26 protein-coding genes and 2 tRNA genes are annotated in these 25,679 nt (G+C 45.0%); 18 read left to right on the top strand and 10 right to left on the bottom strand.

Annotation, left to right across the window (positions count from 1 at the left end):
* The first annotated feature begins 22 nt into the window (after positions 1–22).
* Positions 23–1,156, top strand: a complete 1,134-nt coding sequence (locus AOC28_RS03325) for an NAD(P)/FAD-dependent oxidoreductase (protein ID WP_072582529.1) — start codon at positions 23–25, stop codon at positions 1,154–1,156.
* On the opposite strand, the gene AOC28_RS03320 is transcribed toward AOC28_RS03325, so the two are convergent.
* Both AOC28_RS03320 and AOC28_RS03315 read right to left on the bottom strand, forming a co-directional pair.
* Complete coding sequence (locus tag AOC28_RS03320; RefSeq protein WP_072582528.1) at positions 1,153–1,572, bottom strand: type II toxin-antitoxin system VapC family toxin; 420 nt, start codon at positions 1,570–1,572, stop codon at positions 1,153–1,155. The two genes, AOC28_RS03325 and AOC28_RS03320, sit on opposite strands and share 4 nt — an antisense overlap.
* A gap of 8 nt (positions 1,573–1,580) precedes the next feature.
* The gene (locus AOC28_RS03315; protein WP_072582527.1) at positions 1,581–1,838 is read right to left on the bottom strand and encodes a type II toxin-antitoxin system Phd/YefM family antitoxin; all 258 of its coding nucleotides are present in this window, start codon (positions 1,836–1,838) and stop codon (positions 1,581–1,583) included.
* A gap of 168 nt (positions 1,839–2,006) precedes the next feature.
* Here AOC28_RS03315 and AOC28_RS03310 point away from each other — a divergent pair.
* Positions 2,007–2,096: transfer RNA gene (locus tag AOC28_RS03310), tRNA-Ser, on the top strand.
* A 92-nt stretch (positions 2,097–2,188) separates the two neighbouring features.
* Here the strand turns inward: AOC28_RS03310 and AOC28_RS03305 are convergent.
* Entirely contained in the window at positions 2,189–2,767 is a 579-nt protein-coding gene (locus AOC28_RS03305) for a hypothetical protein (protein WP_083564210.1), read from the bottom strand.
* 106 nt (positions 2,768–2,873) lie between these two features.
* Positions 2,874–3,827 (bottom strand): hypothetical protein, encoded by a 954-nt coding sequence (locus tag AOC28_RS03300; RefSeq protein WP_072582525.1) that lies wholly within the window; start codon positions 3,825–3,827, stop codon positions 2,874–2,876.
* 46 nt (positions 3,828–3,873) lie between these two features.
* On the opposite strand from AOC28_RS03300, the gene AOC28_RS03295 reads away from it, so the two are divergent.
* Together AOC28_RS03295 and AOC28_RS03290 are read left to right on the top strand one after the other, a co-directional pair.
* Entirely contained in the window at positions 3,874–5,322 is a 1,449-nt protein-coding gene (locus AOC28_RS03295) for a HAMP domain-containing sensor histidine kinase (protein WP_072582570.1), read from the top strand.
* Positions 5,323–5,421: 99 nt separating this feature from the next.
* Positions 5,422–7,527 carry an alkyl sulfatase dimerization domain-containing protein gene (locus tag AOC28_RS03290; RefSeq protein ID WP_072582524.1) on the top strand — a complete coding sequence of 702 codons (2,106 nt, stop codon included), beginning with the start codon at positions 5,422–5,424 and terminating at the stop codon, positions 7,525–7,527.
* Between the two features lie 104 nt (positions 7,528–7,631).
* Here the strand turns inward: AOC28_RS03290 and AOC28_RS03285 are convergent, their stop codons facing one another.
* Positions 7,632–8,879, bottom strand: coding sequence for a CoA transferase (locus AOC28_RS03285; protein WP_072582523.1), 1,248 nt, complete (start codon positions 8,877–8,879; stop codon positions 7,632–7,634).
* A 76-nt stretch (positions 8,880–8,955) separates the two neighbouring features.
* Between AOC28_RS03285 and AOC28_RS03280 the strand changes: the two genes are divergently transcribed.
* Together AOC28_RS03280 and AOC28_RS03275 are read left to right on the top strand one after the other, a co-directional pair.
* Positions 8,956–9,945, top strand: coding sequence for a tripartite tricarboxylate transporter substrate binding protein (locus AOC28_RS03280; RefSeq protein ID WP_072582522.1), 990 nt, complete (start codon positions 8,956–8,958; stop codon positions 9,943–9,945).
* A gap of 7 nt (positions 9,946–9,952) precedes the next feature.
* Positions 9,953–10,750 (top strand): enoyl-CoA hydratase/isomerase family protein, encoded by a 798-nt coding sequence (locus AOC28_RS03275; RefSeq protein WP_072582521.1) that lies wholly within the window; start codon positions 9,953–9,955, stop codon positions 10,748–10,750.
* 27 nt (positions 10,751–10,777) lie between these two features.
* On the opposite strand, the gene hemW is transcribed toward AOC28_RS03275, so the two are convergent.
* From hemW to rph, 3 genes are read right to left on the bottom strand one after another with little or no spacing between them, the layout of a single operon-like run.
* Positions 10,778–11,965 carry a radical SAM family heme chaperone HemW gene (gene hemW, locus AOC28_RS03270; protein WP_083564209.1) on the bottom strand — a complete coding sequence of 396 codons (1,188 nt, stop codon included), beginning with the start codon at positions 11,963–11,965 and terminating at the stop codon, positions 10,778–10,780.
* The gene (gene rdgB / locus AOC28_RS03265) at positions 11,958–12,548 is read right to left on the bottom strand and encodes an RdgB/HAM1 family non-canonical purine NTP pyrophosphatase (protein ID WP_072582519.1); all 591 of its coding nucleotides are present in this window, start codon (positions 12,546–12,548) and stop codon (positions 11,958–11,960) included. The genes hemW and rdgB overlap by 8 nt, the downstream gene beginning before the upstream one ends.
* 8 nt (positions 12,549–12,556) lie before the next feature.
* Positions 12,557–13,297 carry a ribonuclease PH gene (gene rph / locus AOC28_RS03260; RefSeq protein ID WP_072582518.1) on the bottom strand — a complete coding sequence of 247 codons (741 nt, stop codon included), beginning with the start codon at positions 13,295–13,297 and terminating at the stop codon, positions 12,557–12,559.
* A gap of 68 nt (positions 13,298–13,365) precedes the next feature.
* Here rph and AOC28_RS03255 point away from each other — a divergent pair, with 68 nt between their 5' ends.
* The 4 genes from AOC28_RS03255 to AOC28_RS03240 all read left to right on the top strand — a co-directional run bounded on the left by AOC28_RS03255 (position 13,366) and on the right by AOC28_RS03240 (position 17,607).
* The gene (locus AOC28_RS03255) at positions 13,366–14,295 is read left to right on the top strand and encodes a YicC/YloC family endoribonuclease (RefSeq protein WP_072582517.1); all 930 of its coding nucleotides are present in this window, start codon (positions 13,366–13,368) and stop codon (positions 14,293–14,295) included.
* A gap of 16 nt (positions 14,296–14,311) precedes the next feature.
* Entirely contained in the window at positions 14,312–14,950 is a 639-nt protein-coding gene (gene gmk / locus AOC28_RS03250) for a guanylate kinase (protein ID WP_072582516.1), read from the top strand.
* Between the two features lie 44 nt (positions 14,951–14,994).
* Positions 14,995–15,198: a DNA-directed RNA polymerase subunit omega gene (rpoZ, locus tag AOC28_RS03245; protein ID WP_011902918.1), complete on the top strand. Its 204-nt coding sequence runs from the start codon at positions 14,995–14,997 to the stop codon at positions 15,196–15,198.
* 105 nt (positions 15,199–15,303) lie between these two features.
* On the top strand, positions 15,304–17,607 hold the full coding sequence (locus tag AOC28_RS03240) for a bifunctional (p)ppGpp synthetase/guanosine-3',5'-bis(diphosphate) 3'-pyrophosphohydrolase (protein ID WP_237767727.1): 2,304 nt from the start codon (positions 15,304–15,306) through the stop codon (positions 17,605–17,607).
* Between the two features lie 3 nt (positions 17,608–17,610).
* On the opposite strand, the gene greB is transcribed toward AOC28_RS03240, so the two are convergent.
* Positions 17,611–18,111, bottom strand: coding sequence for a transcription elongation factor GreB (greB, locus tag AOC28_RS03235; RefSeq protein ID WP_072582514.1), 501 nt, complete (start codon positions 18,109–18,111; stop codon positions 17,611–17,613).
* Between the two features lie 18 nt (positions 18,112–18,129).
* Between greB and AOC28_RS03230 the strand changes: the two genes are divergently transcribed.
* Positions 18,130–18,206 (top strand) — tRNA-Arg (locus AOC28_RS03230).
* Positions 18,207–18,576: 370 nt separating this feature from the next.
* Here AOC28_RS03230 and AOC28_RS03220 read toward each other — a convergent pair.
* Positions 18,577–19,275 carry a TetR/AcrR family transcriptional regulator gene (locus AOC28_RS03220; RefSeq protein WP_072582512.1) on the bottom strand — a complete coding sequence of 233 codons (699 nt, stop codon included), beginning with the start codon at positions 19,273–19,275 and terminating at the stop codon, positions 18,577–18,579.
* A gap of 231 nt (positions 19,276–19,506) precedes the next feature.
* On the opposite strand from AOC28_RS03220, the gene AOC28_RS03215 reads away from it, so the two are divergent.
* The 7 genes from AOC28_RS03215 to AOC28_RS03185 all read left to right on the top strand — a co-directional run bounded on the left by AOC28_RS03215 (position 19,507) and on the right by AOC28_RS03185 (position 25,655).
* On the top strand, positions 19,507–19,890 hold the full coding sequence (locus tag AOC28_RS03215; RefSeq protein ID WP_072582511.1) for a hypothetical protein: 384 nt from the start codon (positions 19,507–19,509) through the stop codon (positions 19,888–19,890).
* Positions 19,891–19,962: 72 nt separating this feature from the next.
* Positions 19,963–20,613: a hypothetical protein gene (locus tag AOC28_RS03210; protein WP_072582510.1), complete on the top strand. Its 651-nt coding sequence runs from the start codon at positions 19,963–19,965 to the stop codon at positions 20,611–20,613.
* A 556-nt stretch (positions 20,614–21,169) separates the two neighbouring features.
* Entirely contained in the window at positions 21,170–22,342 is a 1,173-nt protein-coding gene (locus AOC28_RS03205; protein ID WP_083564208.1) for an ABC transporter permease, read from the top strand.
* On the top strand, positions 22,342–23,118 hold the full coding sequence (locus AOC28_RS03200) for an ATP-binding cassette domain-containing protein (protein ID WP_072582509.1): 777 nt from the start codon (positions 22,342–22,344) through the stop codon (positions 23,116–23,118). Before AOC28_RS03205 ends, AOC28_RS03200 begins: the two co-directional genes overlap by 1 nt.
* A complete protein-coding gene (locus tag AOC28_RS03195; protein ID WP_072582508.1) occupies positions 23,115–24,041 on the top strand; it encodes an MlaD family protein in 927 nt (308 codons plus the stop codon). Before AOC28_RS03200 ends, AOC28_RS03195 begins: the two co-directional genes overlap by 4 nt.
* Complete coding sequence (locus AOC28_RS03190; protein ID WP_072582507.1) at positions 24,038–24,664, top strand: ABC-type transport auxiliary lipoprotein family protein; 627 nt, start codon at positions 24,038–24,040, stop codon at positions 24,662–24,664. The genes AOC28_RS03195 and AOC28_RS03190 overlap by 4 nt, the downstream gene beginning before the upstream one ends.
* A 25-nt stretch (positions 24,665–24,689) precedes the next feature.
* Positions 24,690–25,655, top strand: a complete 966-nt coding sequence (locus AOC28_RS03185) for a tripartite tricarboxylate transporter substrate binding protein BugE (protein WP_192846847.1) — start codon at positions 24,690–24,692, stop codon at positions 25,653–25,655.
* Positions 25,656–25,679 lie beyond the last annotated feature (24 nt).

Below are 25,679 nucleotides of genomic sequence, written 5' to 3'. Positions count from 1 at the left end.
CATTCAAGGCTTGGGCTTATAAATGGATCAAGTCGACTGTGTCGTCATCGGTACCGGGGTCGTTGGCCTGGCAGTTGCGAGGGAAATGGCCCTGCAGGGCCGCGAAACGATTTTGCTTGAGCGCGAAGCTTCTTTTGGCACGATTAGTAGCGCGCGCAATAGCGAAGTTATTCACGCTGGCATCTATTACCCCAAAGATTCCCTAAAGGCCAAGCTCTGTGTTGAGGGCAATCGCATGCTTTATGAGTATTGCCGGAGCCATCAAGTAGCTACGCAGCCTTACGGCAAACTTATTGTAGCTACTGATCCAAGCCAAATTGATGATTTGCAGGCTCTTTTATATAAAGCTCAAAGCAACGGTGTGCCAGAGATCAAGGTGATTACTGGTGAAGAAGCTAAGCAATTAGAGCCACAGCTTAATTGTGTAGCAGCCATTCTGTCGTCAAGTACAGGGATTGTTGATAGCCATGGATTCATGCTTTCCCTCTTAGGTGGCTTTGAAGATGCAGGCGGTATGGTGGCGTACCAATCGCCGCTGATGAGCGCGAAGCCCATTGGCGAAAATGCTAAAGATGGATTTGAGCTGGAAATTGGTGGGGCCGATGGCATGAAAATTCAAACAAAGCTTCTGATTAATTGTGCAGGTATGAGCGCGCCAGCAGTGGCGCAAAAAATTGCATCATTAAGCAAAGATCAAATTCCAAAAGCATATTTTGCTAAAGGAAATTATTTCTCTCTTTCCGGAAAGTCACCATTTAATCATTTGATTTATCCCATTCCAGAGCCCGGTGGTCTAGGAGTGCATCTCACTTTAGATATGGGCGGACAAGCTAAATTTGGTCCCGATGTGGAATGGCTTGAAATCGATGAAGAAAACCAAATTGATTACACGGTCAATCCCAAAAGAGGTGAGGGCTTTTATGAAGCAGTAAGGCGCTATTGGCCAGGACTTAAAGACCAGGCATTACAGCCCGATTATTCAGGTGTCAGAGCCAAAATAGTCCCACCTAATGCCCCGGCAGGCGATTTTTGTTTTAACACCCCTAAAGACCATGGACTCCAGGGCCTCTTTAATCTGTATGGCTTTGAGTCCCCTGGATTAACCTCCAGCCTTGCGATTGCCAAGCATTTAGAAGGCTTAATTAAGAGGTCTTAATCTGCTTGGGCTCGATATTCGAATGGGTTCAGTAAATTAATTTTAAATCGTTTGAAGTCTTTTATATTTCTACTGACCACAATGAGTTTCTGATCAATAGCTGTCGCTGCGATCATGGCATCTTCCCAGACGGTATTACTTTCTTTATGCATGAGCTTTGCCCATAATCTAAAGGTTGACCCTGTCATCGGTAATACATGATGTGCATTTGAAACTTGTTGCAACCAACTTTCCAAAGACTCTGCTTTATTTTTATCTTGCTCACGAGTCAACTCAATGCCTGCTTGAATTTCACCGATCGAGACTGCGGAAATATAAAGATCATTATCTGAAATGTTGTCATACCACTCTAATACTGCTCCATGCGGTTTTGGTTTACGTAGTTCTGAAATAATATTAGTGTCTAGTAAGTACATGAGCCGTCTTACAGTTTGATGGATTTTCGAAATGCACCTTGGCCACGCTTTGGCAGCACTAGGTCACCCTTGGCTTGCTCTGAAAGCAAAAGCGATTTAAGAGAAGGTTTGGCTAACTTTTTCAATGTATTCCACTCCTGGATAGTGATTAATACGGCTGCTTCATGCCCCCGCTTAGTAACTACTTGAGGACCTTCTTCAAGGCAGGCGTTTAGTAACTCGCTAAATTTTGCTTTGGCATCTTGAACTGCCCAGTGCTTATTCATCACCCATGCTCCTGACTAGTTATCTGACTAGTTTATCAGAGAAAAGGCTATATCGGTTGGTGCACATAGCGTATTTAAGCCAATGGAAGCAATCTTTAGAAGGGGGTTTATTGCACTTTTTAGTAGGGGCTCACCGAATTCCTTATAATCTAGGACTCAATTCGCAAAGGAAGAGTGGCAGAGCGGTTGAATGCACCAGTCTTGAAAACTGGCGAGGATGAAAGTCCTCCGTGAGTTCGAATCTCACCTCTTCCGCCAATTTAAATGTAAAAAGCCCAGCAACTACTTGCTGGGCTTAAGTCTTTCTAGCTCCTGGAAAGGAGCAATTAAAGAACCACTGTATTTCTTAATTACTTCTTAGCTGGTGCGCTTACTACTGCAGCAATAGCTTCTGTGTAAACCACTTTTACTTGATCGTTTACAGCAATATCTTTCAACAAGTCAGGATTCTGAACCTTAACCTTGATGATGTTTCCTTGCGGACCCTTCAAAGAAACGATATTTTTAGCTGCATCAATCGCTTCAACATTAGCGGTTGCAGTAATGGTTTTGGTAGTAATCATGCCTGGCTTATCGCCTTGTGGGGCAGTTGTAGTACTAGTACTAACTTGTTCGCTAGTTGTGCCTGGATTTTTTACCTTAACCAACTCAATAGCTACAGCAAGTTCATAGACAACGTCGAAATGATCGCCCACTTTAATTTCTGCAAAGTTCTTTACTTCAGGACCAGCAACGATAGAGGTTTCACCATCTTTGTTCTTGAGGGTAACTGTGCGAGTTGCAGAATCAATTTTAGTCACTTCGCCATCATAGATAAGCGCGGATTCTTGAGCAGCTACGCCAGCAATCGGAGCTTTTGGTTTTGTGAGGTAAAAGTAGCCGCCAACTGCGATTGCAGCAATGACGATAGCGATGATAATTTTTTTCATAATAATTTGATCCTTAAGGATGTTGAAAGAGCATCACCATTAAGTGGCGATGCGGAAATGAGTAAATACCAGTAAGTTAGCATTTGTAACTATTGTATTACCCATATTAGAAGCTGGCAGCCAAGCCAATGGAGGTTCCGTGCACATTTTGACCAAATTGGTAGCGAAACACCACTCTGATGCGAGTAAAAATAGGATCAGATGCGCTACGATCTAGTTCAATGCCAGTACCTACAGAAGATAGGGAGTTAAATCCCAGAGCCCCTCGTAAGTCGCCCAGGAATTCGGTATGCGCCACTTCAAATACCGCTCGTAATGGTCTATCTAACAATGTAATTGGGGTTGGGATACGACTGCGAGCCCAAAGCGCCAGACTTTGCGAATCAGCTGAACCTTGAACTGCAGTAGAGGTGTCAAATGTTTGCACCGGAATATTGGTGTAACGCAGCTCTACATCAATTTCTTGATCGGGTTGGTAGTTCTCGTAGTCCAGCATGACTGAGCCACCCAAACCATAAGAATTCATACGACCGCCATTGAGAAACTGCAAGTCCACGCCTTTCTGATTTTGAATGACTCTAGACGCAATCGAAAGGTCGCTTTCTAAATGACCAAGCATGACATTGGCAATAGGGCGGAAGCGCAATTCATTGGTAATAGGGAAGTCCCAGCCAATACCGCCAGTACCCGTAATGCTATTCCAATGAACTGGCACCGTAACAGAAGTATTAGCGATTCCATCAGTAAACGTTGGGTTATATCGATTAACTGCTAAGGTCCCCTCTAAATACAGAGGAAAGTTTGCGCTAATTCGATCACCACCTCCTAGAGAAATCATTTGCAAGTCAGAATTATCGCCACCATTGTTACGGATCGACAACGATCCTGTTGTCACATCCGGTGTGAGTGAATAACCCGTAATCGTCATAAAAGCATCAGCGCGCTTTTTGAGATAGTTGTTAGCAGCGTTATAGAACGCCGATTGAGCATGAGCAAAGCTAATCCCAGCGACTAATAGGGTGACAAAGAAAAGGAGCTGGGATCTACTAAAAAGCCGCATGACACGCATTTTAGCGAATCAATTCAGTGGATGTACCATAGCAAATATGAAGCTGCTCATTTCTATCTACTTCTTTATTCTGGCCGTCATTCAGATGGGCCTATTTTTTGGAATCTATCACTATTACCGCTCTCAGAACCTCCTGAGACCTAGTTTGTATTGGATGTCATCCCTGCTAGTGAATGTGGTGGGCTTATTTATTTTTGGTACGGGAATTATTACCATCCAAAATATTGCAAATCCAGAATTTAATTTCACGGTAGCCAATACCTTCTTCTATGTAGCAACGATGTTGCAAGCTTTATTTTGTCAGTCTCTCAATCATGAAGTTTCTAAACGAGTAAAGATAGCTGCCTCAGTTTCGGTTCTCATTTTTATTGCCGTATTTGATTCCATGCGTCTGTATGGATCTTTTGAAAGTCGTACTGCAGTAATGGCAGGACTTGCTAGCCTTTTTTATTGCTGGCAAATCTATGAGCTAGGCAAGAAGAAAAAATCTTCCCCGTCTAAGCAATTGGTTTATATGCAATATGCCAATTTTGCTGAAATGTTTTTTGCTATGGGGCGATTCGTCATCATGGTTGCCTCGGCCTTTACCATTCGTCAAGTTGATCAGATCCCACAACTGCTGATTCTGTTTACCATTTCCCAGCTCGTGATGAATACCTTGTCATATATTGCGATCGGGGGATACTGGGCCGAGCAAATTACTATTGCGAATATCAAAACAGCGAATGAAAGTGAAGCTACTAAAGCCCATTTACAGGAACGAGAGCTCTTGATTGCCTCTCTATTAAAGGCCAATAAGACCGCCAGCACTGGGGCTTTGTCAGCTTCCATTGCACATGAGCTTAATCAGCCCTTGGGCGCCTCTAGTCTGAATATTCAATTTTTGCAAAAGAAGCTATCGGAAGGAGAATTGAATCCTAACTTACAGAGAGAAGTATTGGATTCTTTGTTGGCAGACAATCAGCGTGCAGCAAGTATTATCCGCTCCCTTAGATCGGTATTCGCTGATGAAAAGATGGCATCTGCCAAAGTTGACCTTACTGAATTAATTAATTTAGTACTCACCATTGCCCGCCCAGAAATTGTTAAGCAGAATATTCAGATGGTTCTCAAGTTAGATAAAAACTTGCTTATCACTGCTAATAAGGGAGAACTTCAACAAGTCCTATTGAATTTAATGAACAACGCAATTGATGCATTGAAGTCGATTGAAAATTTAAATAAATCAATCACGATTCGAGGCGAGCACACTAGTGCTGGCGTTCAAATATCGATCGCAGACACAGGCTCAGGAATTGATGAAAATGTGCAGGCACACATGTTTGAGCTACTTTCAACTACCAAGGGTTCCGGTATGGGAATTGGTCTTTGGTTGTGTAAGCATATTGTGATGAGGCATGGTGGATCTATCTGGTTTGAGTCATTCCCTGACAAAGGAGCCACTTTTTTTGTAGGCTTACCTACTGTTGCAGTCTATGCAATTTAATATCCTGGATGAACTTGGATATTAGCTATAAGGCTAATTGCCATTGATTAGCTCAAACATATCATTGAAGTAATCTAAATAAACTTACTTTAGGCTTTTATGAAAATCAAACTCTCACAATTTTCTATTGCAGTTGTATTAATGAGTTCTGGGTTTGTAATGGCGGTAGGGGGTGGTGGTGTGGTTGCAGATCCTGGTGCACTGCAGGGGAAGCATTTCGATCCAAAAGGTAAGGCGCCATCAAGCTATACGATTGAGCTACAAAATGGATTGCGTAAGACGCTGCCTTTCGAAGATCAGCGTGATTTTGAGGAATCTAAAAAAGGCTTCATAGCAGCCCCGCCATATAAAACAATCATGGCAGATGCCGGCAATGTTGCTTGGGATATGGGTAGCTATGAATTCCTCCTGCAGGGGAAAGACTTTGATAGTGTGCACCCTTCATTGCAGCGTCAGGCGATTCTCAACATGGGCTACGGCTTATATGAAGTTGTGCCTGGAAAAATTTATCAAGTACGCGGCTTTGACTTAGCAAACATTAGCTTTATCAAAACGAATACTGGCTGGATTGTGTTCGATCCGTTAACTGCTAAAGAAACAGCTCGTGCTGCACTAGAGCTTGTAAATGAAAAGCTTGGTAAGCGTCCAGTTGTAGCGGTGGTGTATTCGCATTCACATGGTGATCATTTTGGTGGTGTGAGAGGCGTAGTTGATGAGGCAGACGTGAAGAGCGGCAAAGTCAAGGTCATTGCGCCAGCTGGTTTTATGGATCATGCGATTGCTGAAAACGTCTACGCAGGCAATGCTATGACCCGCAGAATGTATTTCCAGTACGGTGTGTTATTGCCTCGCAGCCCATTTGGTCATGTCGACCAATCCATTGGTAAAAATACTGCTGCTGGTAATTTAGGTCTGATTGAGCCTAACGTCTATATCAACCAACCGTATGAAAAAATGACGGTTGATGGCGTGGAAATGGAATTCCAAAATACTCCAGGCACTGAAGCTCCTGCGGAGATGAATACCTACTTCCCACAATTTAAAGCCTTCTGGGCAGCAGAAAATATCACCGGCACCATTCATAACATATACACCTTACGCGGCGCCTTAGTTCGCGACTCACTGGCATGGTCCAAGAACATTAACAACGCTTTATATCGTTATGGCACTGAGAGTGAGGTCATGTTTGCATCGCATACCTGGCCACGCTGGGGTAATGAGCGTATACAAGAGGTGATGCGTACCCAACGAGATAGTTATGCTCATCTTCATAACGAAGTGCTCCATTTAGCAAACAATGGCGTCACTATTAATGAAATCCAGAACGTTTACAAGCAGCCTGAGAGCTTGAAGAGGCAGTGGGCTGCTCATAGCTATCACGGTTCCGAAGAACACAATAGTCGTGCCGTGATAAATCGTTATCTAGGTTATTGGGACGCTAATCCAGCAACATTAGCGCCACTATCGCCAAAAGATTCGGCACCACTTTATGTAGAGATGATGGGTGGCTCAGCCAAGATCATGGCCAAGGGTAAAGAGCTTTATAAGCAGGGTAAATACCGTGAAGCGATGGAAATCGTTAACAAGTTAGTTTATGCGCAACCGAACAATACGGCCGCCAAGGACTTACTGGCAGATATTTTTGAGCAGATTGGCTACCAAAAAGAAAGCCCAAGTATGCGCAATAGCTTCTTGGGGGCTGCTTACGAGCTACGTCATGGTATGCCTACAGGAGCCTCGCCAAAGTCTAATGGCCCAGACATGATTAAGGGTATGACAACCGAACTCTGGCTCAATGCTTTGGCTATCAGTATGGACAGCAAGAAAGCAGCAGACATGAACTTTGTAATTAATCTTTCTACACCAGACAATGGTGAAAAATTTGTAATTGAGATGAGTAATTCTGCTTTGACCAACATTAAAGGTCAGCAGGCCAAGAACCCAAATCTCACTATCACCTTAAATCGCAGTGATCTCGAGCAGGTGATGGGTGGACAAACAACTTTTGAAAAGTTGCTGGCTGAAGGTAAGGTGAGGTTTGATGGTGATCGCAAATCATTCGATCAACTCAGAAGCACCTTGACGGTCTTTGTCCCTGATTTTGAACTCATGCCAGGCACTAAAGGTAAGGCCGCTCCTAAGCCAGCTGCTCCAGCCAAAGATCCATTTGCGGCACAGGAGATGGCTATTACTGGTGGCGAGTAACCAGAGCAACCATGGTGATTAGGCTTCTCTAAAATTAAATAGGACTCTGCGGAGTCCTATTTAATTATCTTTTTACTTAATCATTATTTTTATTAAGCTGCAAACTAGGGCGCAAAAGCGCCACCCGCTTCAAGAGACTTCAGTTCATCACCCGCAATACCAAGCTCGGCAAGAAGCTCGCTCGTATGTTCACCCAATAGAGGAGGGTGGCGATACACCTGTTGTGGCGTGCCATTCATTTTGACGGCAAAACCAATATTGGGTACCTTGCCTTCAATAGGATGATCAATTTCCATCCGCATCTTACGATGACGGCCATGCTCACTATCGAATGCTTCTGGATAGGTATTGATGGGGCCTGCAGGGATGCCTGCGGTCAATAAGGTGTCTACCCATTCATCCGCAGTTTTGGAGACAAACGTTTTCTCAAGCTCAGAAGCCAGCTCCAAGCGATTGGCTAAGCGCAGTGGATTTGTTTTGAAGCGGGCATCTTCAAATAATTCAGGACGCTCAATCTTGTCGCATAGCAACTTCCACAGTTTTTGATTGGTTGCACCCATCACAAAATACCCATCAGCAGCTTTCATGGCTTGGTAGGGGGCGCTCATATGATTGGCCGTGCCAAGCTTATAAGGTTCAACTCCGGTACCCCAGTATTGAGCGGTATCCCAAATGGAGAATGCCAAGGCAGAATCAAAGAGTGACGCATCAATAAACTGACCTTCACCCGTTTTAGTTTTGCCGATGTATGCCGACAATATTCCGTATACCGCAAAAAGTGCGCAGCCAATATCAGCTACCGGAACGCCAGCTTTAACTGGAGGACCATCTGGATAGCCTGTAACGCTCATGACGCCAGACATTGCCTGAGCCATGAGATCAAAACCAGGGCGATCTGCCCACGGACCAGTTTGGCCAAACCCAGAAATACTGGCATAGACCAAACTAGGATTGATATCTTTTAAAGAGGCGTAATCGATTCCTAGTTTTTTCATAACGCCAGGTCGGTAGTTCTCCACCAAAATATCTGCAGTCTTGACCAGCTCGAAAAACACTTTCTTACCAGCCTCAGTTTTGAGATTTAGGGTGAGACTGCGTTTATTGCGGTTCATGTTCAGAAAGCCCATGCTGTCTGAGCCCTTCATCTTGAATCCCATTGCGCCGCGCGTCTGATCCCCTGTTCCAGGAGGCTCGATTTTGATGACATCCGCACCTAAGTCCGCCAACAGCATGCAGCAGTAAGGACCAGCCATAACCTGGCTGACGTCAAGCACACGGACTCCTGAGAGCGGTAATGGCCTTGATCCATCTCGCACGCTATTTAAAGCGTCATTTCTAGGTGTTTTCGTCATTGTCTCGTTGCTTCTTATATGTTTAGAATTAGCCTCTAATAGTATCAAACACAATAAAAACAATTTTGGAGACTTTATGTTGCTTAAATCGCCTCAGTGGGCTGTTCGTAGTTTGCTCGCAATTACGCTAGCCACGAGTTCTTTCTTTGCTTTAGGTCAGCAGTCTTACCCTACAAAACCAATCCGACTGATTGTGGGTTTTGCACCTGGTGGCGGCACTGATATTGTTGCTCGAGCCCTTGCTCCAAAAATGGGTGAAATTCTCGGTCAAAGCGTGATTGTGGAAAATAAATCAGGTGCAGCGGGCACTATTGCAGCCGATCAAGTTTCCAAAGCAAATCCTGATGGCTACACCTTGCTGGTAGGGCACTCCAATTCCAATGCGATTGCACCATTTGTTCTTACTAACGTTCAATACAATCCTGCAACGGATTTCACACCTATTACTTATTTGGGATATGTTCCTAACGTTTTAGTAGTAAAGGCTTCATTGCCTGTGAACTCAGTATCACAATTGATTTCCCTTGCAAAAGCAAATCCAGGTCAGATGACTTATGGTTCGTCTGGTATTGGCAGTACTCAACACTTAGCAGGCGCTTTGTTTGCCAAGATTGCCGGCATTCAGTTAAACCATGTGCCCTATAAGGGTAGCGGTCAGGCCATCATTGATTTGCTAGGTGGTCAAATTACGATGAACTTTGATACCTTGCCACCGAACTTGCAGCAAATTAAAGACGGCAGCTTGAAGGCTTTGGCAATCTCCACTCCAAAACGATTATCTATTCTTCCTAACGTACCTACGTTTAACGAAGTGGGCATTACAGGATTTGACGTCACCAACTGGTACTCCATTATGGGTCCAAAGGGTATGGATCCAGCAGTAGTGAACAAGATTGACCAAGCTGTTAAAGCCGCCATGGCTGATCCACAAATTAAAAAGACACTTGATTCTCAGGGCTTACAGCCTGAGGGGCCAGCAACACCTGCTGCATTTAGTTTGTTCTTGGCTGGCGAACTGGCTAAATACCAGCGTTTAGTAAAGAGTCTGAATATTAAGGCTGAATAAACTCCCTATGAGTGATTCCGGAAAAGGAGGTAATGTTGCTCAAGTCGTTTTAGAGACGCAGGGTAACATTGCCTACATAAATTTTGATCATGTAGCAGCTCGCAATGCAATGACAGTAGGGATGTATCAAAGCCTGAAGTCAATCTGTGAAGATATTGCCAAGAATCCCAAGATACGTGTAGCCATCTTGCGCGGTGCTGGCGGCAAGTCTTTTATATCCGGTAGCGATATAGCGCAATTTGCTAGCTTTAAAGATGGTCAAGATGGGATTCGCTATGAAGAGGGTATTGATGATTATCTAGGTCCGCTTGCCACCTTGCCCATCTCAACAATTGCCGTGATCGATGCTATGGCTGTTGGGGGCGGATTAGCAATAGCCAGTTGCTGTGATTTCCGAATCTCAACTCCTGATGCAAAGTTTGGCGTACCTATAGCCAAAACACTTGGTAACTGTTTATCTGCTGCAAATGTTGCTTGGTTAGTTGCTCATTTAGGAATCAACATTGTTAAACGTATGCTGCTTCTTGCGGAAATGATTACTGCAAAAGAGTTGCTCCAACAAGGATATCTTTTAGCAACATACGAACAAGAGCAGCTAGGTCAAGAGGCCGTCAATCTCGCAGAGCGACTGAGTAAGTTAGCTCCCATTACGCAAAAATCTAGCAAGCTAGTATTGGCAAGATTAATTAAAAATAATCTGCCCGACTGTAGTGACCTCATTAGTGAAACCTATGGCAGCAATGATTTCCAAAACGGAGTTGCTTCATTCCTAAAGGGTGAGCCACCTATTTGGACAGGTAGCTAGCGCTCAACGCACAGCAGCTAAAACGGTTTAATCCAAAAACAGCTCTTGAAGATTATTGAGGTAGCGCATACCTAATGGAGTGGCTTTCAGCTGGCTGGGATTCTGATCTAGCAATTGCTTATTACTAGCTTCAGCTAAGCCCTTGCTAATCACGTTTAAAGGCAGACCAGTTCTCTCGCTGAAAGTATTGGTAGCAACGCCATCTGTCAGTCTTAGGGTATTGAGCATGAATTCGAAAGGCAGATCCTTGGCTTCAAGAACCCTGGATTCAATTAACGCATTACCTTTAGCTTCCATTGCTTGCATATAACTTTCTGGATGACGTTCCCTTACTTGGCGAGTAATTTTGTCTGGAAAAGAGATCTTTCCATGAGCGCCTGCGCCAATGCCAATGTAATCACCAAAGCGCCAGTAGTTCAGATTGTGTTTGCACTCTTGGTTTTTCTGCGCGTAGGCAGAGACTTCATAACGTACGTAGCCTGCCTTGGTGAGTAAATCTAAATTCTGTTCAAAAATGGCATCCACTTCATCATCGCTAGGCAATTGAGGGGGAAAGTTTGCAAAGTAGGTATTAGGTTCTAAGGTGAGATTGTAAAAAGACAGATGAGGCGTTTTAAAAGAAAGGGCGGTCTCAATATCCGCCTTGGCCAACTCCAGAGTTTGTTTAGGGAGGCCATACATTAAATCTAGGTTGACAGATTTGAAGTGTTTCAGGGCAATTGCTATTGCACGCTTGGCTTCCTCGCCATTGTGTATGCGACCCAAGGCTTTGAGCTGCTCATCCTGAAAGCTCTGAATTCCGATCGACACTCGATTAATGCCTGCCTTTGCAAATCCTGCAAATTTATCGGCCTCAATGGATCCTGGATTTGCCTCCATCGTAATTTCAGCATCGGGCTCAAGGTTCACTCGAGCACGAACGGCACAAAGCAGTTGATCCATGCCTTCGGCAGATAGCAGGCTTGGCGTTCCGCCACCAATAAAGATGCTGTGGACTTGACGCCCCCAAATATTAGGAAGTTCGGTTTCTAGGTCAGCAATTAGTGCATTGATATAACGCTGTTCGTCAAACCCAGCCTTACTAATACCCTCTTTAATTTGATGTGAATTGAAATCGCAATAGGGACATTTCTTTTCACACCAAGGAAAGTGAATATACAAAGCCAATGGAGGCAATGCAGTCAACGTTACTTTGGTGAGGCTTGAATTAAGCACGGCTTTTGAGTTGTGCAATCAGTTCACGTAGTGATTGACCGCGATGACTGATTGAATTCTTTTTTTCTGGCTCTAGCTCAGCAGCAGTACATTGTTGCTCGGGCAAAAAGAAGTGGGGGTCATACCCAAAACCATTGTTACCAGATGCATGATCAATAATTTGCCCATACCAACGTGCTTGAACAATGATGGGTTCAGGATCATTTGCGCTATTTACGAAAACCAATGCGCACACATAATGCGCGCCTCGATCTGCCTGATCTTTTAAATCTTGAATGAGTTTTCGATTGTTCGCAGCATCATCACCTTGCTCACCCGCAAAGCGAGCCGATAAAACGCCAGGCTGGCCATTTAGAGCATGAGCACAAATTCCGGAGTCATCAGCTAATGCCGGTAAGCCTGACGCAGCGCTTGCATGCCTTGCCTTAGCAAGAGCATTTTCAACAAAGGTGAAGTGAGGCTCTTCTGCAGAAGGTATGCCTAATTCACCCTGGGGAATCACTTGAAAGTTTAAGGGCGCCAATAGCGCCTGAAACTCTTTGACCTTGCCGGTATTATTGGATGCGAGAACGAGCTTTTGCATGTCGATCTTTATTTCAATGCATCGCTTTGCATTTGGGTGAGTTCTTGAATACCATGCTCGGCCAGATCCAGGAGTGCATTGAGTTCCACCCTTGAGAAAGCGGCACCTTCTGCTGTGCCTTGAACTTCAATCATTCCGCCTTTGCCCGTCATGACCACATTCATATCGGTATCGCATGAAGAGTCTTCTGGGTAATCCAAGTCCAGCACTGGAACGCCTTGATAAATGCCAACAGAAATTGCGGCAACGCTATCGATAATGGGGTCCTTGCTTAGGGCGCCACTTTTAAGAAGTTGGTTTACTGCATCACGAGCCGCAACATAGGCGCCGGTAATAGATGCAGTACGTGTTCCGCCATCAGCCTGCAGTACGTCGCAATCGAGGTGAATAGTTCTTTCGCCCAATACTTTTAAATCAAAGACGCTACGCATGGCACGACCAATGAGGCGTTGGATTTCTTGGGTACGGCCTGATTGTTTGCCGCGGGCCGCCTCACGATCACTACGGGTATGGGTGGAGCGGGGCAGCATGCCATATTCAGCAGTAACCCAACCTTCGCCAGAGCCTTTCTTATGTGGAGGCACTTTTTCGAGGATGCTGGCCGTACACAGAACCTTGGTATCCCCAAAGGCGATCAATACTGATCCTTCAGCATGCTTAGTAAAGGCTCTAGAGATGGTTACTGGGCGCAAATCGGTGGGCTTACGGCCGCTAGGGCGGGCAATATTGGCTGGGTTTGCTGTGCTCATGGAAAGGGGGTCCTGTGGGGTTAGGGTCTGGATCGGGTCTAGTTCAATAATGAATCTACAATGTCCATATGATATCGAGCATGACTGGTTATGGCAGCGCTTCTCGCCAAGTCTCCCTAGGAGCTGGTGTAGTTGCTGATCTGCAGGTGGAATGTCGGGCTGTTAACAGCCGCTTTCTAGATCTAGGATTTCGTCTTCCGGACGAGTGTCGTGGGGCAGAGCCTGCCTTGCGAGAGCTGTCTACCCAAAGCCTATCGCGCGGAAAAGTCGAATTTAGAGCGGCATGGCGAGTCAATAGTGCCGCAGCAGGTGCTGCCAAAAGTAATCCCCATGCCCTAGGTGCGATTAGTCGAGATCGTCTTGATGCCCTTTATACCCTTCAAGAGAAAGCCCAAGAAGCTTTTCCAAAAGCACAAGAATTGAGTATTGCTGAAGTGTTGCGTTGGCCAGGCATTGTTTCCGAGCCTCGCGGCGAAGAGGATAGTTGGATTACTGCCACTGTCGAGGCTGGGCGTGCAGCCCTAGCGGCCCTCATGGAGAGTCGTCACGCCGAAGGTAAGGCCTTGGTTGGCGTACTTACCAGTATCACTGGCAAGATGCGCGACATCGTTAAAGTAATTGAGCCCAAAGTTCCTGAATATGTAGCTCAGTACCAAGAAAAGCTTACAGAGCGTCTCGCTGAAGCGCTAGCTGCTCAAGAGCAAGCCAAGGCAGGTGCTGAACTGATGGAGCGCATTCGTCAAGAGGTTGTGCTCTATGCAGTGCGCATCGATATAGCCGAAGAGTTTGCGCGCTTAAAGACCCATCTTCAGGCAGTAGATAACGCACTTGCAGGCAAAGGTCCTGTTGGTAAGCGCTTGGATTTTTTGATGCAAGAGTTGAATCGCGAAGCTAATACCTTGAGTTCTAAATCGGTATCAGAAGAGTGCACACAAGCGGCTTTGGAGCTCAAGCTGTTCATCGAGCAAATGCGTGAGCAAGTTCAAAACCTCGAGTAATCCATACTATTGATTTATGACTACCTCTACACCGACACCATCTTATCAAGGCAGCATGTTGATGATTGTTGCGCCCTCAGGCGCCGGAAAATCCTCCTTAGTTAATGCCTTACTTAAGGAGGAGGCCGGATTGAAGTTATCTTTATCAACCACTACGCGCACTCCACGACCTGGTGAAGTAGATGGCAAGGATTACCGCTTTCTGGCAAAAGAAGATTTTCTGCAAGAACGTGATCAGGGACATTTTTTAGAGTGGGCAGAAGTCCATGGTCATTTTTATGGGACTTCAAAGCCTTGGATTGAATCTCAAATGCAAGCGGGTAGTGACGTCATGCTGGAGATTGATTGGCAGGGCGCTCAACAAATTCGAAAGTTAATTCCCTCAGTGCAGTGGATCTTTATCTTCCCGCCATCCATAGAGGCTTTAGAAGAGCGCCTACGTAAGCGTGGTCAGGACGATGAAACAACGATTCAACGTCGCTTGGCAGCTGCCCATGTAGAGCTTTTGCATGCTCATGAGGCAGATTACATCGTGGTGAACGATTCTTTCGACCAGGCTTTGGTTGATTTAAAGCACATATTGGCTTCCAGCCGTCTGCGCTCTGGCCCCAGTATGGCCAGAAATCCAGCACTTTTGAAGCGCCTCGGGGTCTAATCAGTTATCCTATAGGTATTGAAGCTAAATTAAGTGAGTCCAGCATGGCACGTATTACTGTAGAAGATTGCCTTAAAACTATTCCAAACCGTTTTGAACTGGTTTTGGCTGCGACATATCGTGCTCGCCAATTAGTACAAGGTCACTCCCCACGCGTTGAGTCCAGAGATAAAGCTACCGTAGTTGCATTACGTGAAGTAGCTGCTGGTGTGACTGACCGTGACATGTTGACCAAAGTACCCCTCTAAGTAAGGAGTTCCGGTGTGGAGCTCCCTTTAGGACTAGCCAATACATCGGAAAAAGTAGGAAGCATCTCGCCTAAGGATGCTTCGCTTGATCCTAATCAAGCACAGTTGTTGGATAAGATTTCCGACACACCAATTCAAAGTGGTAAAAAATCCATCATTGCGAGTTTATTGGCGCAATCGAGTCGTCATTTGTTCGGCCCGACATCTGCGCCGATACTTCCGCTCAAACATCAAGTAGTTTCTATTGAGGGATTGCTGTCTAAGCTTTCCTATCTCAAGCCTGAAGAAATTGCACAGGTTAAAAAGGCATTTCAGTTTTCTGATGCTGCTCATCTAGGTCAATACCGTCATAGCGGCGAACCTTACATTACCCATCCAGTTGCTGTGGCTGAACTATGTGCAACGTGGCGCTTGGATGCGCCATCCATCATGGCCGCATTGATGCATGATGTGATTGAAGATACCGGCTGTACTAAAGCAGATTTGGTTGAAAAGTTTGGCAATAAGGTGGCAGAGTTAGTTGAGGGCTTAACCAAACTCGATAAATTAGAATTTCAAAGTCATGCGGAGGCGCAAGCAGAGAGCTTTCGCAAGATGTTTATGGCCATGGCGCGTGACGTTCGTGTCATCTTGGTCAAGCTTGCTGACCGCACCCACAATATGCGCACCCTGGATGCTGTACCCATGGAGAAGCGCCGTCGTGTAGCCGCTGAAACAATTGAAATCTACGCACCAATCGCCCATCGTCTTGGGTTGAACATCATTTACCGTGATCTACAAGATCTCAGCTTCCGATACTCCATGCCCATGCGTTTCCGAGTCATTGAGGGGGCTGTTAAGCGTGCGCGCGGCAACCGCAAGGAAATGGTTGAGAAGATTTTGCAGGCATCACGCATGGCCTTTGCTAAAGCCAATTTAGAGGTTGACCTACGCGGTCGTGAAAAGACCCTCTTTAGTATTTATCACAAGATGCGCTCGAAGCATCTAAGCTTTTCACAAGTATTGGATGTTTATGCATTCCGCGTAACGGTGAATTCGATTGATGAATGCTATCGCGCTCTTGGTATCTTGCATGCGCTATATAAGCCCATGCCCGGTAAGTTTAAGGATTACATTGCTATTCCTAAATTAAATGGCTATCAATCCTTACATACGACTTTATTGGGTCCATCTGGTGTGCCGGTAGAGTTTCAGATTCGTACAACGGAAATGCATGCGGTAGCTGAAGCTGGAGTAGCTGCGCATTGGGCTTATAAAGACGGCTCCCCTGATATGAGTGAGGTGCAAAACAGGGCCCACCAATGGCTGCAGTCCTTGATTGATATTCAGGATAGCAGCGGTGACTCTCAAGAATTTTTAGAACATGTCAAAATTGACTTGTTCCCAGATGCGGTTTATGTGTTTACCCCCACTGGGCAGATTAGGGCCTTACCAAGGGGCGCAACTGCTCTAGATTTTGCTTACTCTATCCATAGTGATCTGGGTAATACCTGCGTAGCTGTCAAAATCAACGGCCTGCAATTGCCCTTGCGTAGTGAGCTTAAGAATAGTGACATTGTTGAAGTCATTACTTCAGCAAGCTCACAACCTAATCCAGGTTGGTTGGCATTTGTGCGTACCGGAAAAGCACGTGCCTCCATACGACATTCCCTTAAAACAAAACATTATTCTGAATCACTTCAACTTGGCGAGCGTCTTTTGGCAAATGCTTTACGTCAGCAAGGTGTTGATGCAGCCCTGTTAAGCCCAGAAATTTGGGAAAAGCTAACGCATTGGACGGGTGATAAAACCCGCGAAGAAGCATGTGTCAATATTGCTTTAGGCAGACGCTCTCCCCAGGAGTTAGCTATTCGTCTGAAAATTTTGATTGATGATGAGGGCGGGGCTGAGCAAATGCGTTTAGGCGTTGCTGATTGGGTCGCACCTAATCAAGAGCCAAGCCAACATCATCAACGCCAAGCCATCTTGGTCGATGGACGCGAGGGCAATTCGATTCATTTCCAAACTTGCTGCCATCCTATACCAGGCGACAACATCATTGGTTACCTTGGCAAGGGCGAAGGATTGCAAGTTCACACCAACGATTGTCCGGTGGCATTGCGCATGCTCTCTAAGGATAGTGATAAGTGGGTCGAGGTCGAGTGGGGCAAAGAGCTGAATCGCGAGTTTGAATTGGATCTAGCGATCGATACGCGTCAGGGCAAAGGTGTTTTGGCTAGAGTGGCGAGTAGTGTTACTTCAGCAGACTCCAACATCATGAATGTATCCATGGAAGATCGCTTCAAAGAAGACTCGGTAACTATTCGCTTTACGATCCAAGTTTATGACCGATTGCATCTTTCTAAGGTGATGCGCAGTTTACGTGCCAATCCCGATGTCATGCGCGTAACCCGTACTCGCGCCGTTTGAGCCCTATAAGTATTGAACGTCTAAGATTTCAATTTCAGCGGGGCCGGTGGGTGTTTGTATAAAAACACAGTCTCCGATCCGAGACTTGATTAAGGCCTTGGCTATAGGTGAGACCCAACTGACATGCCCTTTATCGAGGTCAACCTCATCAACGCCCACAATTGTGATGAAGGTCTTCTTGTTGGCTTCGGGTCCTTCCAGGGTTGCGTAGGTCACAGTAGCCCCAAAGAACACCTGCTCAGAGTCATTTTCTCCTGATTTTCGAGCAGAATTATCGACAACCACGGCAAATTCTAGGCGTTTATTAAGGAAGCGGATGCGTCTATCTATCTCCCTTAAACGCTTTTTCCCGTAGATATAGTCCCCATTTTCAGATCGATCGCCATTGCTGGCAGCCCAGTGCACAACCTTGACAACCTCCGGTCTATCAAGGTTTAAGAGCTGAAGGAGCTCGGTCTTAATGCGTTCGTGACCAGCGGGGGTGATGTAGTTCTTCTCTTCCATGGCATAATTATGGCTGTTGCGGCTGTAGCTCAGCTGGATAGAGTACTTGGCTACGAACCAAGGGGTCGTGGGTTCAATTCCTGCCAGCCGCACCATACTACATAAGGGTCTCCCGTCAGGGAGGCCCTTTCTATTTGCATAATAGAATGAATTTTGCATAATAGAATCCACTTTTTAGGTCTCTATTGCCTAATTTACCGCCTGCAGAGCCATATAGAATATGACCCCTCTATTAATCTTGCTTTAATTGGCTTGCATAATAGAATTAATCTGCATTTTAAATTTCCCACAATTATTTTCTTCAATCTCCCAAGAATTAAGTCCCATGCTTTGGTGATTATTTTTGTTATTTTTAATTGCATCACGACTACATATGGCCGCTTTTGTATCTACAGCAGTCTTTCGAATAAAGTTTTTTATGGGTTCTGACCGGCAGAGAACGGCCAATAACGGCCTGTCGAAACTTTATGGTCTACTCTTAAATAACAAATTTAATGATTCGGAATATTGAGCGGAATCAATTGCTTTTTCATCCATGAATACGCTTTGTACAGTAAAGCCGGGTATGGCCAATCCAAAGAGGGCTACGGATAACTGTTGAGTATTTTTATTCTTTTTCATCTTGCCTTTTTTCATTAAGAGAATAATTTTTTGCTCTAAGCCGCTACGAATCTGTTCAAAGTAGATCAACATGGTTTTACGTACCTCAGGTTCAACCATCGACATTGACCATACATGAAACGCAATCCCCTTACCGGGACCTTTGGTAATTTCTTCGGCAAAACTGACTAACTCTTCAATGATCTCTAATAAGCTCAAATCACGCACATCGGATTCTTTGAGAATGGTCTCGATACGATCACTGAATCGACCTAGGTTCTGCTCAGTAATAAGTTGAACAATTTCTTCTTTGGCTTTGAAGTGGTGATACAAGTTTCCACGGGAACAGTCTGCGGCCAATTGAATATCTTTCATGGAGGTGCCAGCAAAGCCTTGTTTGGCAAAGCAGGCCCGAGCCGCCATCAAAATCTTCTCTCTGCCTTTGATAAGGTCTTCTTTTGTGGCATTTAGTAGACGCTTTTTAAGCGTGGTGCCTTGACCTGTTCTAGCAACAGGAGAGTTTGATTTATGTAGGGGTTTGGATACTTTTTGCTTACTTGCCATAGTCACTTTCTCTCAAAACCGACCGCTTGATTCAAATTTAGTAATTGTTCCCAGTATTAGCCTTAGTAGCCTTATTCGGCTACCCTTCATGGCTAAACCGCTTAAAAAACCGACCGCTTGATCCTAAAAATTAAATTGACCTTAGTTTTTATATATATATATTAATCTCATTAGCCCTAAATCTAGTAGCCCTAAAGCTAATATTTGATATAAATAAACCTAAGGAAAAACATGTCTAAGATATCCAAATATTGTGTTGCTGCTGCAATACTTTTTCCCGTACTTGCTTTTGCTGGTGGTGGTTATGGAGGCCCTGCAAATGTAAAGTCTGCTGTAGTGCAAAATACTGTAGTCACTTCCGCTTCTGGTGGGGGTACAGCGGTAGCTGGGGGTCTTGGTATCGCCTACGCCGGTCGTACGCCAATTGCCGGTAGTATTGGTTCCGCTCAATCTGATACCAGCAACTGCACGAGCCCATGTACTGCAGCTGCAGCCGTTAACACAACCACTGTATCTACTAATGCGTCTGGTCTTCATTCTCTGAAGGGTTTATATCCAGCTAAGATTGTCTCTATTGGCGTTGTAACTAACACTGCCCCAATTGCACCAAATTAAGCCAAATTATCAATTGTTGTGCCCAGTATTCCTTACGGATTAATGCTTAGGTATCTTTTTGCCCTTTTTTGTTTGTTGATTGCACATCATGCAGTTAGTCAAACTGCAAGCACAGTCGGGACAGCCTCTGGGACTGCGAATTCATCTTTGGGGACGCAGGCCTTAAGTAATAGCTTTAGCACTACGACCAATGCATATTCGAGTGGAGCTGTTGCTTATTCCGGCTCATATACTGCTAGGACTACCGGCGCAGCAATGTTGGGTGGTTTTTCAGGCTCATTTAGCTCGGATTATTGTGGTGCAACTGCTCAAGCCGGTGTTGGTGGAATTGGTTTTTCTTTTGGTGCTGGCGGTCCGGTAATCGATAACGGCTGTTTAATGCTTCGCAGTTTTGAGCGAATACAGCAAGCAGCCTCAGCACTTGGCCCCAGCGATCCTGAAGGAGCGGCTTTATTGAGGAGTGCATCTTTAGAGGTATTGGCAGAAGTTGATCCTAGGATTCGTAACATTTTTGTTAACAAAGGTCTCATAGTTTCTCCGGAAGCAAAAGCACTTGCCTCTAACGGCAGTTCGCTTGTTGGAGTTGATCCTCAGTCGGGGAAGGATCTCACGGTAAAACAAATTCGGCCAATTAATCAACCAGCAATTTCCTCGATTAACAAGACTGGGGCTGATGAAAATGAAACTAGCAAAATGAAATCTTCAGCTGCATTTGCAAAATAGTTTAATTATTTGAATAAGTTGGACTTCTTCTGCTACTAATATAAAGACCACTACATGAACTGACCCCTGGGGTCAGTTCATTCGGGTGGTTTTTCTTTGATAGTCTGCTTTGGGTCGGACTCTGCCGATTGGGCTTAGGCAGTGTGATTGTCTGCTTTGAATTTAAAAGCCGCCTGATGTATTCCATGCGTGTCTAACGCCGAGTGTGAGTCTGAAGGAAAGGGCTAATTCTTATTACCAATTTAAATGCACTAAAGCAGAGGGAAGGCTTGCATAAAAAGTGCTCTAAATCTGCATAATAGAACAAGTAGCAAACCAATAGAAACAAGGGGTTACGAGCCCCTGAGCGCCAATTCTATTATGCAAATTACTACTTGTTAGTCATTGATTAATATAGATAAAGTGTCACTCAAGTACATTGGCTACGAACCAAGGGGTCGTGGGTTCAATTCCTGCCAGCCGCACCAACCTTTAAGAGGGCCTAGTTGAAAGACTGGGCCCTTTCTCTTTTTAGGCTTTTCTCAGATCTTTCACAGAGATACCTTATAGTCTGCTTATGAGCACTTCTGACACCATTTCTGCCGTTTCTGATGCCTCAGTGGCCATTTGGTCTCAGGTGGATGCCAATAACGCCAAAGTGCTAATGAGTGGCAATGTGAATGTCTATTCCTTGGGCGGTGTTTGGACTCAAATCCGCGATTCTCAAGATGTGTGGCTCAAGCAGGGTGATGGCAAAAGCAAGTCCCTAACTTTCGATGCAAGCAAAGTCACTTTTTTAGATGGGGCTGGTATCGCATTTCTGATTGGGATTGAAGAGGCGCAAACAACAGCGGGTGCAAAGTTTAATGTCGTTGGTTTAGATCCTCGCTATGAACCTTTGCTAACTGAATTCAATCCGATCGGCAATTTATTTCCAGTTCCAGTTGTAAAGCCCAAAAGAAGTTTTGTGGTCAGCACAGGAATGGCAACCCAAAATTTAATTGATGATGCTGTTGGATTAATTTCATTTACCGGACATCTGGTAGCTGATTTAGCTTGGTCTATTCGTTATCCCAAGCAAGTGCGCTGGGGTGATTTTGTGAACGCTGCTGTGCAAGCAGGTATTGCAGCATTACCTATCGTTGGGCTAGTCGCGTTTTTGATTGGCGTCATCCTGTCTTTTCAGGCTGCTATTGGCATGCAGCAGTTTGGCGCCGTATCTTTTGTCGGCCCGTTGGCGGCTTTGGGTATTGTGCGAGAAATGGGCCCATTAATTACCGCCATTTTGTTAGCAGGGCGTTCCTCAGCAGCCTTTGCTGCCGAGATTGGCACGATGACTGTCAATAGCGAGGTAGATGCGCTGGTATCTGGCGGCTTAAGTCCAATTCGTTTTTTAGTTGTGCCACGTGTTCTGGCCGGTATTTTGGTTGCGCCTATTTTGACTTTGTTTGCTGACATCGTCAGTATTTTTTCCTCAATGTTGACGATGTTGATCTATGGGATTCCTTTTATTAACTTCTACAACGGCATGCTATCGGCTGTAGACATTGAAGATATTGGCTCAGGTTTAATTAAATCGACGCTTTTTGGCGTGGTTGTTTCAGCGGTTGGTTGCTTGCGTGGCATGCAAACGGGAAATGGTGCGGCTGCAGTTGGTATTTCAGCTACAAGAGCAGTCGTTAGTAGTATTGTTTTGATTGTGCTAGTTGATGGTATTTTTGCCTTCATTTCCTATAAGACAGGTTTCTGATGGACACGCCAAATAAATCACAATGCGCAATTGATGTTCAAAACCTCACTGTAGGTTATGGCTCTAACGTCCTGATGCAAAATCTGAATTTCAAAGTGAATTATGGAGAAATTTTTGTAATTTTGGGTGGTTCAGGTTGTGGCAAATCCAGTTTGTTAAAAAACTTGTTTGGTCTTTATCAGCCTTTGTCTGGCGATGTTCTGATTGAAGGGCAAAACATTACCACTGCTGCTGGAGCTGAGCGCCAGAAGATCATGACAAGCTTTGGTGTGATGTATCAACAAGGCGCATTGTTTGGTTCCATGAACCTGCTCGATAACGTGACTTTGTTTATGCAGGAATATACCCAGCTAATACAAGCGCAAATGGATTTACTGGCGCGCTGCAAGTTGGATTTAGTCGGTCTGTTGCCTTATGAGTCTTATATGCCCAGTGAAATTAGTGGAGGCATGCAAAAGAGGGCGGCGATCGCTCGCGCCATGGCACTGGACCCCAAAATATTATTCTTAGATGAGCCATCTGCTGGCTTGGATCCTATTACGTCGGCCGATCTCGATAGCACGATCCAGGATTTATCGAAAAACCTAGGCATCACCTTTGTCATCGTATCCCATGAGCTTGCTAGCATCTATGCCATTGCTGACAAAGTAATCATGTTGGATAAAGGTGCTAAGGGAATCATAGCTGAGGGAGATCCAAAAGTATTGCGCGATACCAGTAAAGATCCACGGGTGCATCAATTCTTCAATCGTATTATGAGCAAGGACGCAGCATGAGTAATAACTCAAATCCCAATTATTTTCGCTTAGGCGCCTTTGTGCTCGCCGCAATTGGTGTACTGATTGCTGTGATCCTCATTTTTGGCGGAGGTAAATTCTTCCAAAAATCATTTATGGTCGAAACCTATATCAAGCAGTCTGTAACTGGCTTAGACGCTGGGGCGGCTGTGCGGTTTCGCGGAGTCAAGATTGGTCAGGTCACATCGATCGGCCTATCCGGTGATATCTACGAAAAAGATTTGCCTTTTCATGATCGTCGCCAGTATGTTGTTGTCAGAATGCAAATTTTTGGTGACAAAGTAAATGAAGATCAAATTAGTGAGTTTGTAAAAAATAATCTACGTGCTCGCGTAAAGTCAATGGGTATTACTGGGGTGAACTATATCGAGTTTGATTTTGTCGCAAATGCCTCTCTTACTCCGCCACTTCCTTATTCTTGGAAGCCTACATACTCAGTTATTCCATCTCTACCGAATCAAGCGGATGAAATTATTTCGGGTATTCAAAGGCTGATTGGCGCTCTCAACGATATGAATATCGATGGCACCCAGAAAAAATTGGATGCCTTGCTAGGCAATCTCAATGTGCTGATGGCAGGCGACGGCAAAGGTAATGAAGGCGTCATTGAGTCTGTTAAGCAGTTGAACGTCATCATGGCTCGCATTAATAAAGCAACCGATAAAGAAGAGATCGGGGTTCTGATGCGTGAGTTGGTGGCGGCTACTACTTCCTTGCGTCAGACTATTACTAGTGTTCAAGGCGATACTGTTTTGACGATAGAAAATATTAAGCAGGCAAGCGAAAACTTAAACGAATTTAGCCGTATTGCCAGCCAATCGCCATCAAGCCTAATCTGGAGTGATCCGCCAAAGAAAATTACACCCACTAGTAGCGCAGGTCAGTCTGGAGCTCAGAAATGATGAAGCGTATTTTATTTACCTTTGCCATCTTAGGGTTGGCCTCATGTACCTTTCCCACGAGGCCACCAGTAGGGCCGACTACCTGGATGGTGTCCCCAGATAGAACTGCGGCACCGCGTCAAGCTCGCACAGATATTTGGTTGAAGATGGGTTCTGTATCGGTTACGCCACCCTTTGATGGCAGATCTTTGGTCTACCGTACTGGCGATCAACGTTATGAAAAGGATTTTTATAACGTCTACACAACTATTCCTGCTGAAATGATTGGCAATGCTGAGCGCCAGTGGATGAATAAGGCGAATATTTTCTCCTCAACGGTAGGTCAAAGTAACAGCCTCTTTCCTTACTATTATTTACAAGCAACTGTAGAGGAATTCTATGGGGATTATCGTAAGCAGCCAGAGGCGGTAGTGAGTGTTGAGTTTTTCTTGAGCGCTACTAGCGCCGGCAAAGTAAATCCCTTGATTGGTGCAAACCGATATACCAAGCGCGTAGCCCTCAAAGACAATACCCCTGAAGCACTGGTATTGGGCCTGCAAGAAGCACTGGCTCAGATTTTCCAGGAGTACGAGGCGCAACTTTATAAATACGCCGGTAATTTACCAAAACCTTTAGGTCAGTAACTTTATGAAATCCACTCCAGTAAGTATGATCAAAATCGTTGGCGCAACATTACTGATTGCCGTAAGTTCACTTACTGCGGTCCAAGCAGAAACTTTCCCTAATAAGCCTATTCGCTTAATTGTTCCATTTGCACCCGGTGGAAGTACAGACATCATTGCACGAGCCGTTGGTGATGCTTTGGGTCGTCAGTTAGGTCAACCGGTGATTGTCGAGAATAAAGCGGGCGGCGGTGGTTCTATTGGCGCGTTGGAAGTGATGCGCTCACCAAAAGATGGTTACACCATTGGTATGGCTACCGTTTCCACCACAGCAGCCAATCCAGCGATTAATCCAAAGATTGGCTACGATCCTGTTACGGACTTCACGGCCATCAGCAATATTGCTGCGACACCAAATATCGTTGCAGTAAATCCATCATTCCCGGCAAAGGATTTCAAAACTTTTATGCAGGTTTTGAAGGCTAACCCTGGAAAATATTCTTATTCTAGCTCTGGCACTGGTGGTATTGGCCACCTTCAAACTGAACTTTTTAAGAGTTTGACTGGGGTATTTATTGTGCACATTCCTTATCGTGGAGCTGGTCCCGCATTGGCCGATACAGTGGGCGGTCAGGTTTCGATGATCTTTGACAACTTGCCATCGTCCTTACCTTTCATTAAAGACGGTAAGCTAGTGCCGATTGTGGTGGCTGCACCTAAGCGCTTGGCTCAATTACCGAATGTACCTACTTTTGCTGAAGTGGGTTTAGCGCCAGTTAATCGGATGGCTTATTACGGTCTATTGGGACCTGCAGGAATGCCAAAAGATATCGTAGATAAATATACGGCTGCTTTACAAAAAGTAGTGACCGATCCTGCGGTTAAGAAGCGTATTGAAGATACTGGCTCAATCATCAATGTGAATGGTTCTGAGGCGTTTACAAAAGAAATTAAAGCCGAGTACACCGTTTACAAAGAGGTAGTTGCCAAGCAGAAATTGCAGTTAGATTAAAAATATAAAAATCAGTTTTTGGAG

Source organism: Polynucleobacter sp. MWH-Adler-W8, assembly GCF_001889925.1.
Lineage (GTDB): Bacteria > Pseudomonadota > Gammaproteobacteria > Burkholderiales > Burkholderiaceae > Polynucleobacter.
Note: the sequence above shows the minus strand (reverse complement) of the source record. Positions and strands in the feature narration are given on the sequence as shown.

Bases quoted from the DNA above. Each gene is read 5' to 3' on its own strand.
- rdgB (WP_072582519.1), bottom strand. From the start codon at position 12,548: ATGCAAAAGCTCGTTCTCGCATCCAATAATACCGGCAAGGTCAAAGAG.
- rpoZ (WP_011902918.1), top strand. From the start codon at position 14,995: ATGGCACGTATTACTGTAGAAGATTGCCTTAAAACTATTCCAAACCGT.
- AOC28_RS03325 (WP_072582529.1), top strand. From the start codon at position 23: ATGGATCAAGTCGACTGTGTCGTCATCGGTACCGGGGTCGTTGGCCTG.
- AOC28_RS03205 (WP_083564208.1), top strand. From the start codon at position 21,170: ATGAGCACTTCTGACACCATTTCTGCCGTTTCTGATGCCTCAGTGGCC.
- AOC28_RS03195 (WP_072582508.1), top strand. From the start codon at position 23,115: ATGAGTAATAACTCAAATCCCAATTATTTTCGCTTAGGCGCCTTTGTG.
- AOC28_RS03300 (WP_072582525.1), bottom strand. From the start codon at position 3,827: ATGCGGCTTTTTAGTAGATCCCAGCTCCTTTTCTTTGTCACCCTATTA.
- greB (WP_072582514.1), bottom strand. From the start codon at position 18,111: ATGGAAGAGAAGAACTACATCACCCCCGCTGGTCACGAACGCATTAAG.
- AOC28_RS03255 (WP_072582517.1), top strand. From the start codon at position 13,366: ATGATATCGAGCATGACTGGTTATGGCAGCGCTTCTCGCCAAGTCTCC.
- AOC28_RS03295 (WP_072582570.1), top strand. From the start codon at position 3,874: ATGAAGCTGCTCATTTCTATCTACTTCTTTATTCTGGCCGTCATTCAG.
- gmk (WP_072582516.1), top strand. From the start codon at position 14,312: ATGACTACCTCTACACCGACACCATCTTATCAAGGCAGCATGTTGATG.
- AOC28_RS03190 (WP_072582507.1), top strand. From the start codon at position 24,038: ATGATGAAGCGTATTTTATTTACCTTTGCCATCTTAGGGTTGGCCTCA.
- AOC28_RS03215 (WP_072582511.1), top strand. From the start codon at position 19,507: ATGTCTAAGATATCCAAATATTGTGTTGCTGCTGCAATACTTTTTCCC.
- AOC28_RS03320 (WP_072582528.1), bottom strand. From the start codon at position 1,572: ATGTACTTACTAGACACTAATATTATTTCAGAACTACGTAAACCAAAA.
- AOC28_RS03185 (WP_192846847.1), top strand. From the start codon at position 24,690: ATGATCAAAATCGTTGGCGCAACATTACTGATTGCCGTAAGTTCACTT.
- AOC28_RS03290 (WP_072582524.1), top strand. From the start codon at position 5,422: ATGAAAATCAAACTCTCACAATTTTCTATTGCAGTTGTATTAATGAGT.
- AOC28_RS03285 (WP_072582523.1), bottom strand. From the start codon at position 8,879: ATGACGAAAACACCTAGAAATGACGCTTTAAATAGCGTGCGAGATGGA.
- AOC28_RS03275 (WP_072582521.1), top strand. From the start codon at position 9,953: ATGAGTGATTCCGGAAAAGGAGGTAATGTTGCTCAAGTCGTTTTAGAG.
- AOC28_RS03305 (WP_083564210.1), bottom strand. From the start codon at position 2,767: ATGAAAAAAATTATCATCGCTATCGTCATTGCTGCAATCGCAGTTGGC.
- AOC28_RS03280 (WP_072582522.1), top strand. From the start codon at position 8,956: ATGTTGCTTAAATCGCCTCAGTGGGCTGTTCGTAGTTTGCTCGCAATT.
- AOC28_RS03315 (WP_072582527.1), bottom strand. From the start codon at position 1,838: ATGAATAAGCACTGGGCAGTTCAAGATGCCAAAGCAAAATTTAGCGAG.
- AOC28_RS03220 (WP_072582512.1), bottom strand. From the start codon at position 19,275: ATGGCAAGTAAGCAAAAAGTATCCAAACCCCTACATAAATCAAACTCT.
- rph (WP_072582518.1), bottom strand. From the start codon at position 13,297: ATGAGCACAGCAAACCCAGCCAATATTGCCCGCCCTAGCGGCCGTAAG.
- AOC28_RS03200 (WP_072582509.1), top strand. From the start codon at position 22,342: ATGGACACGCCAAATAAATCACAATGCGCAATTGATGTTCAAAACCTC.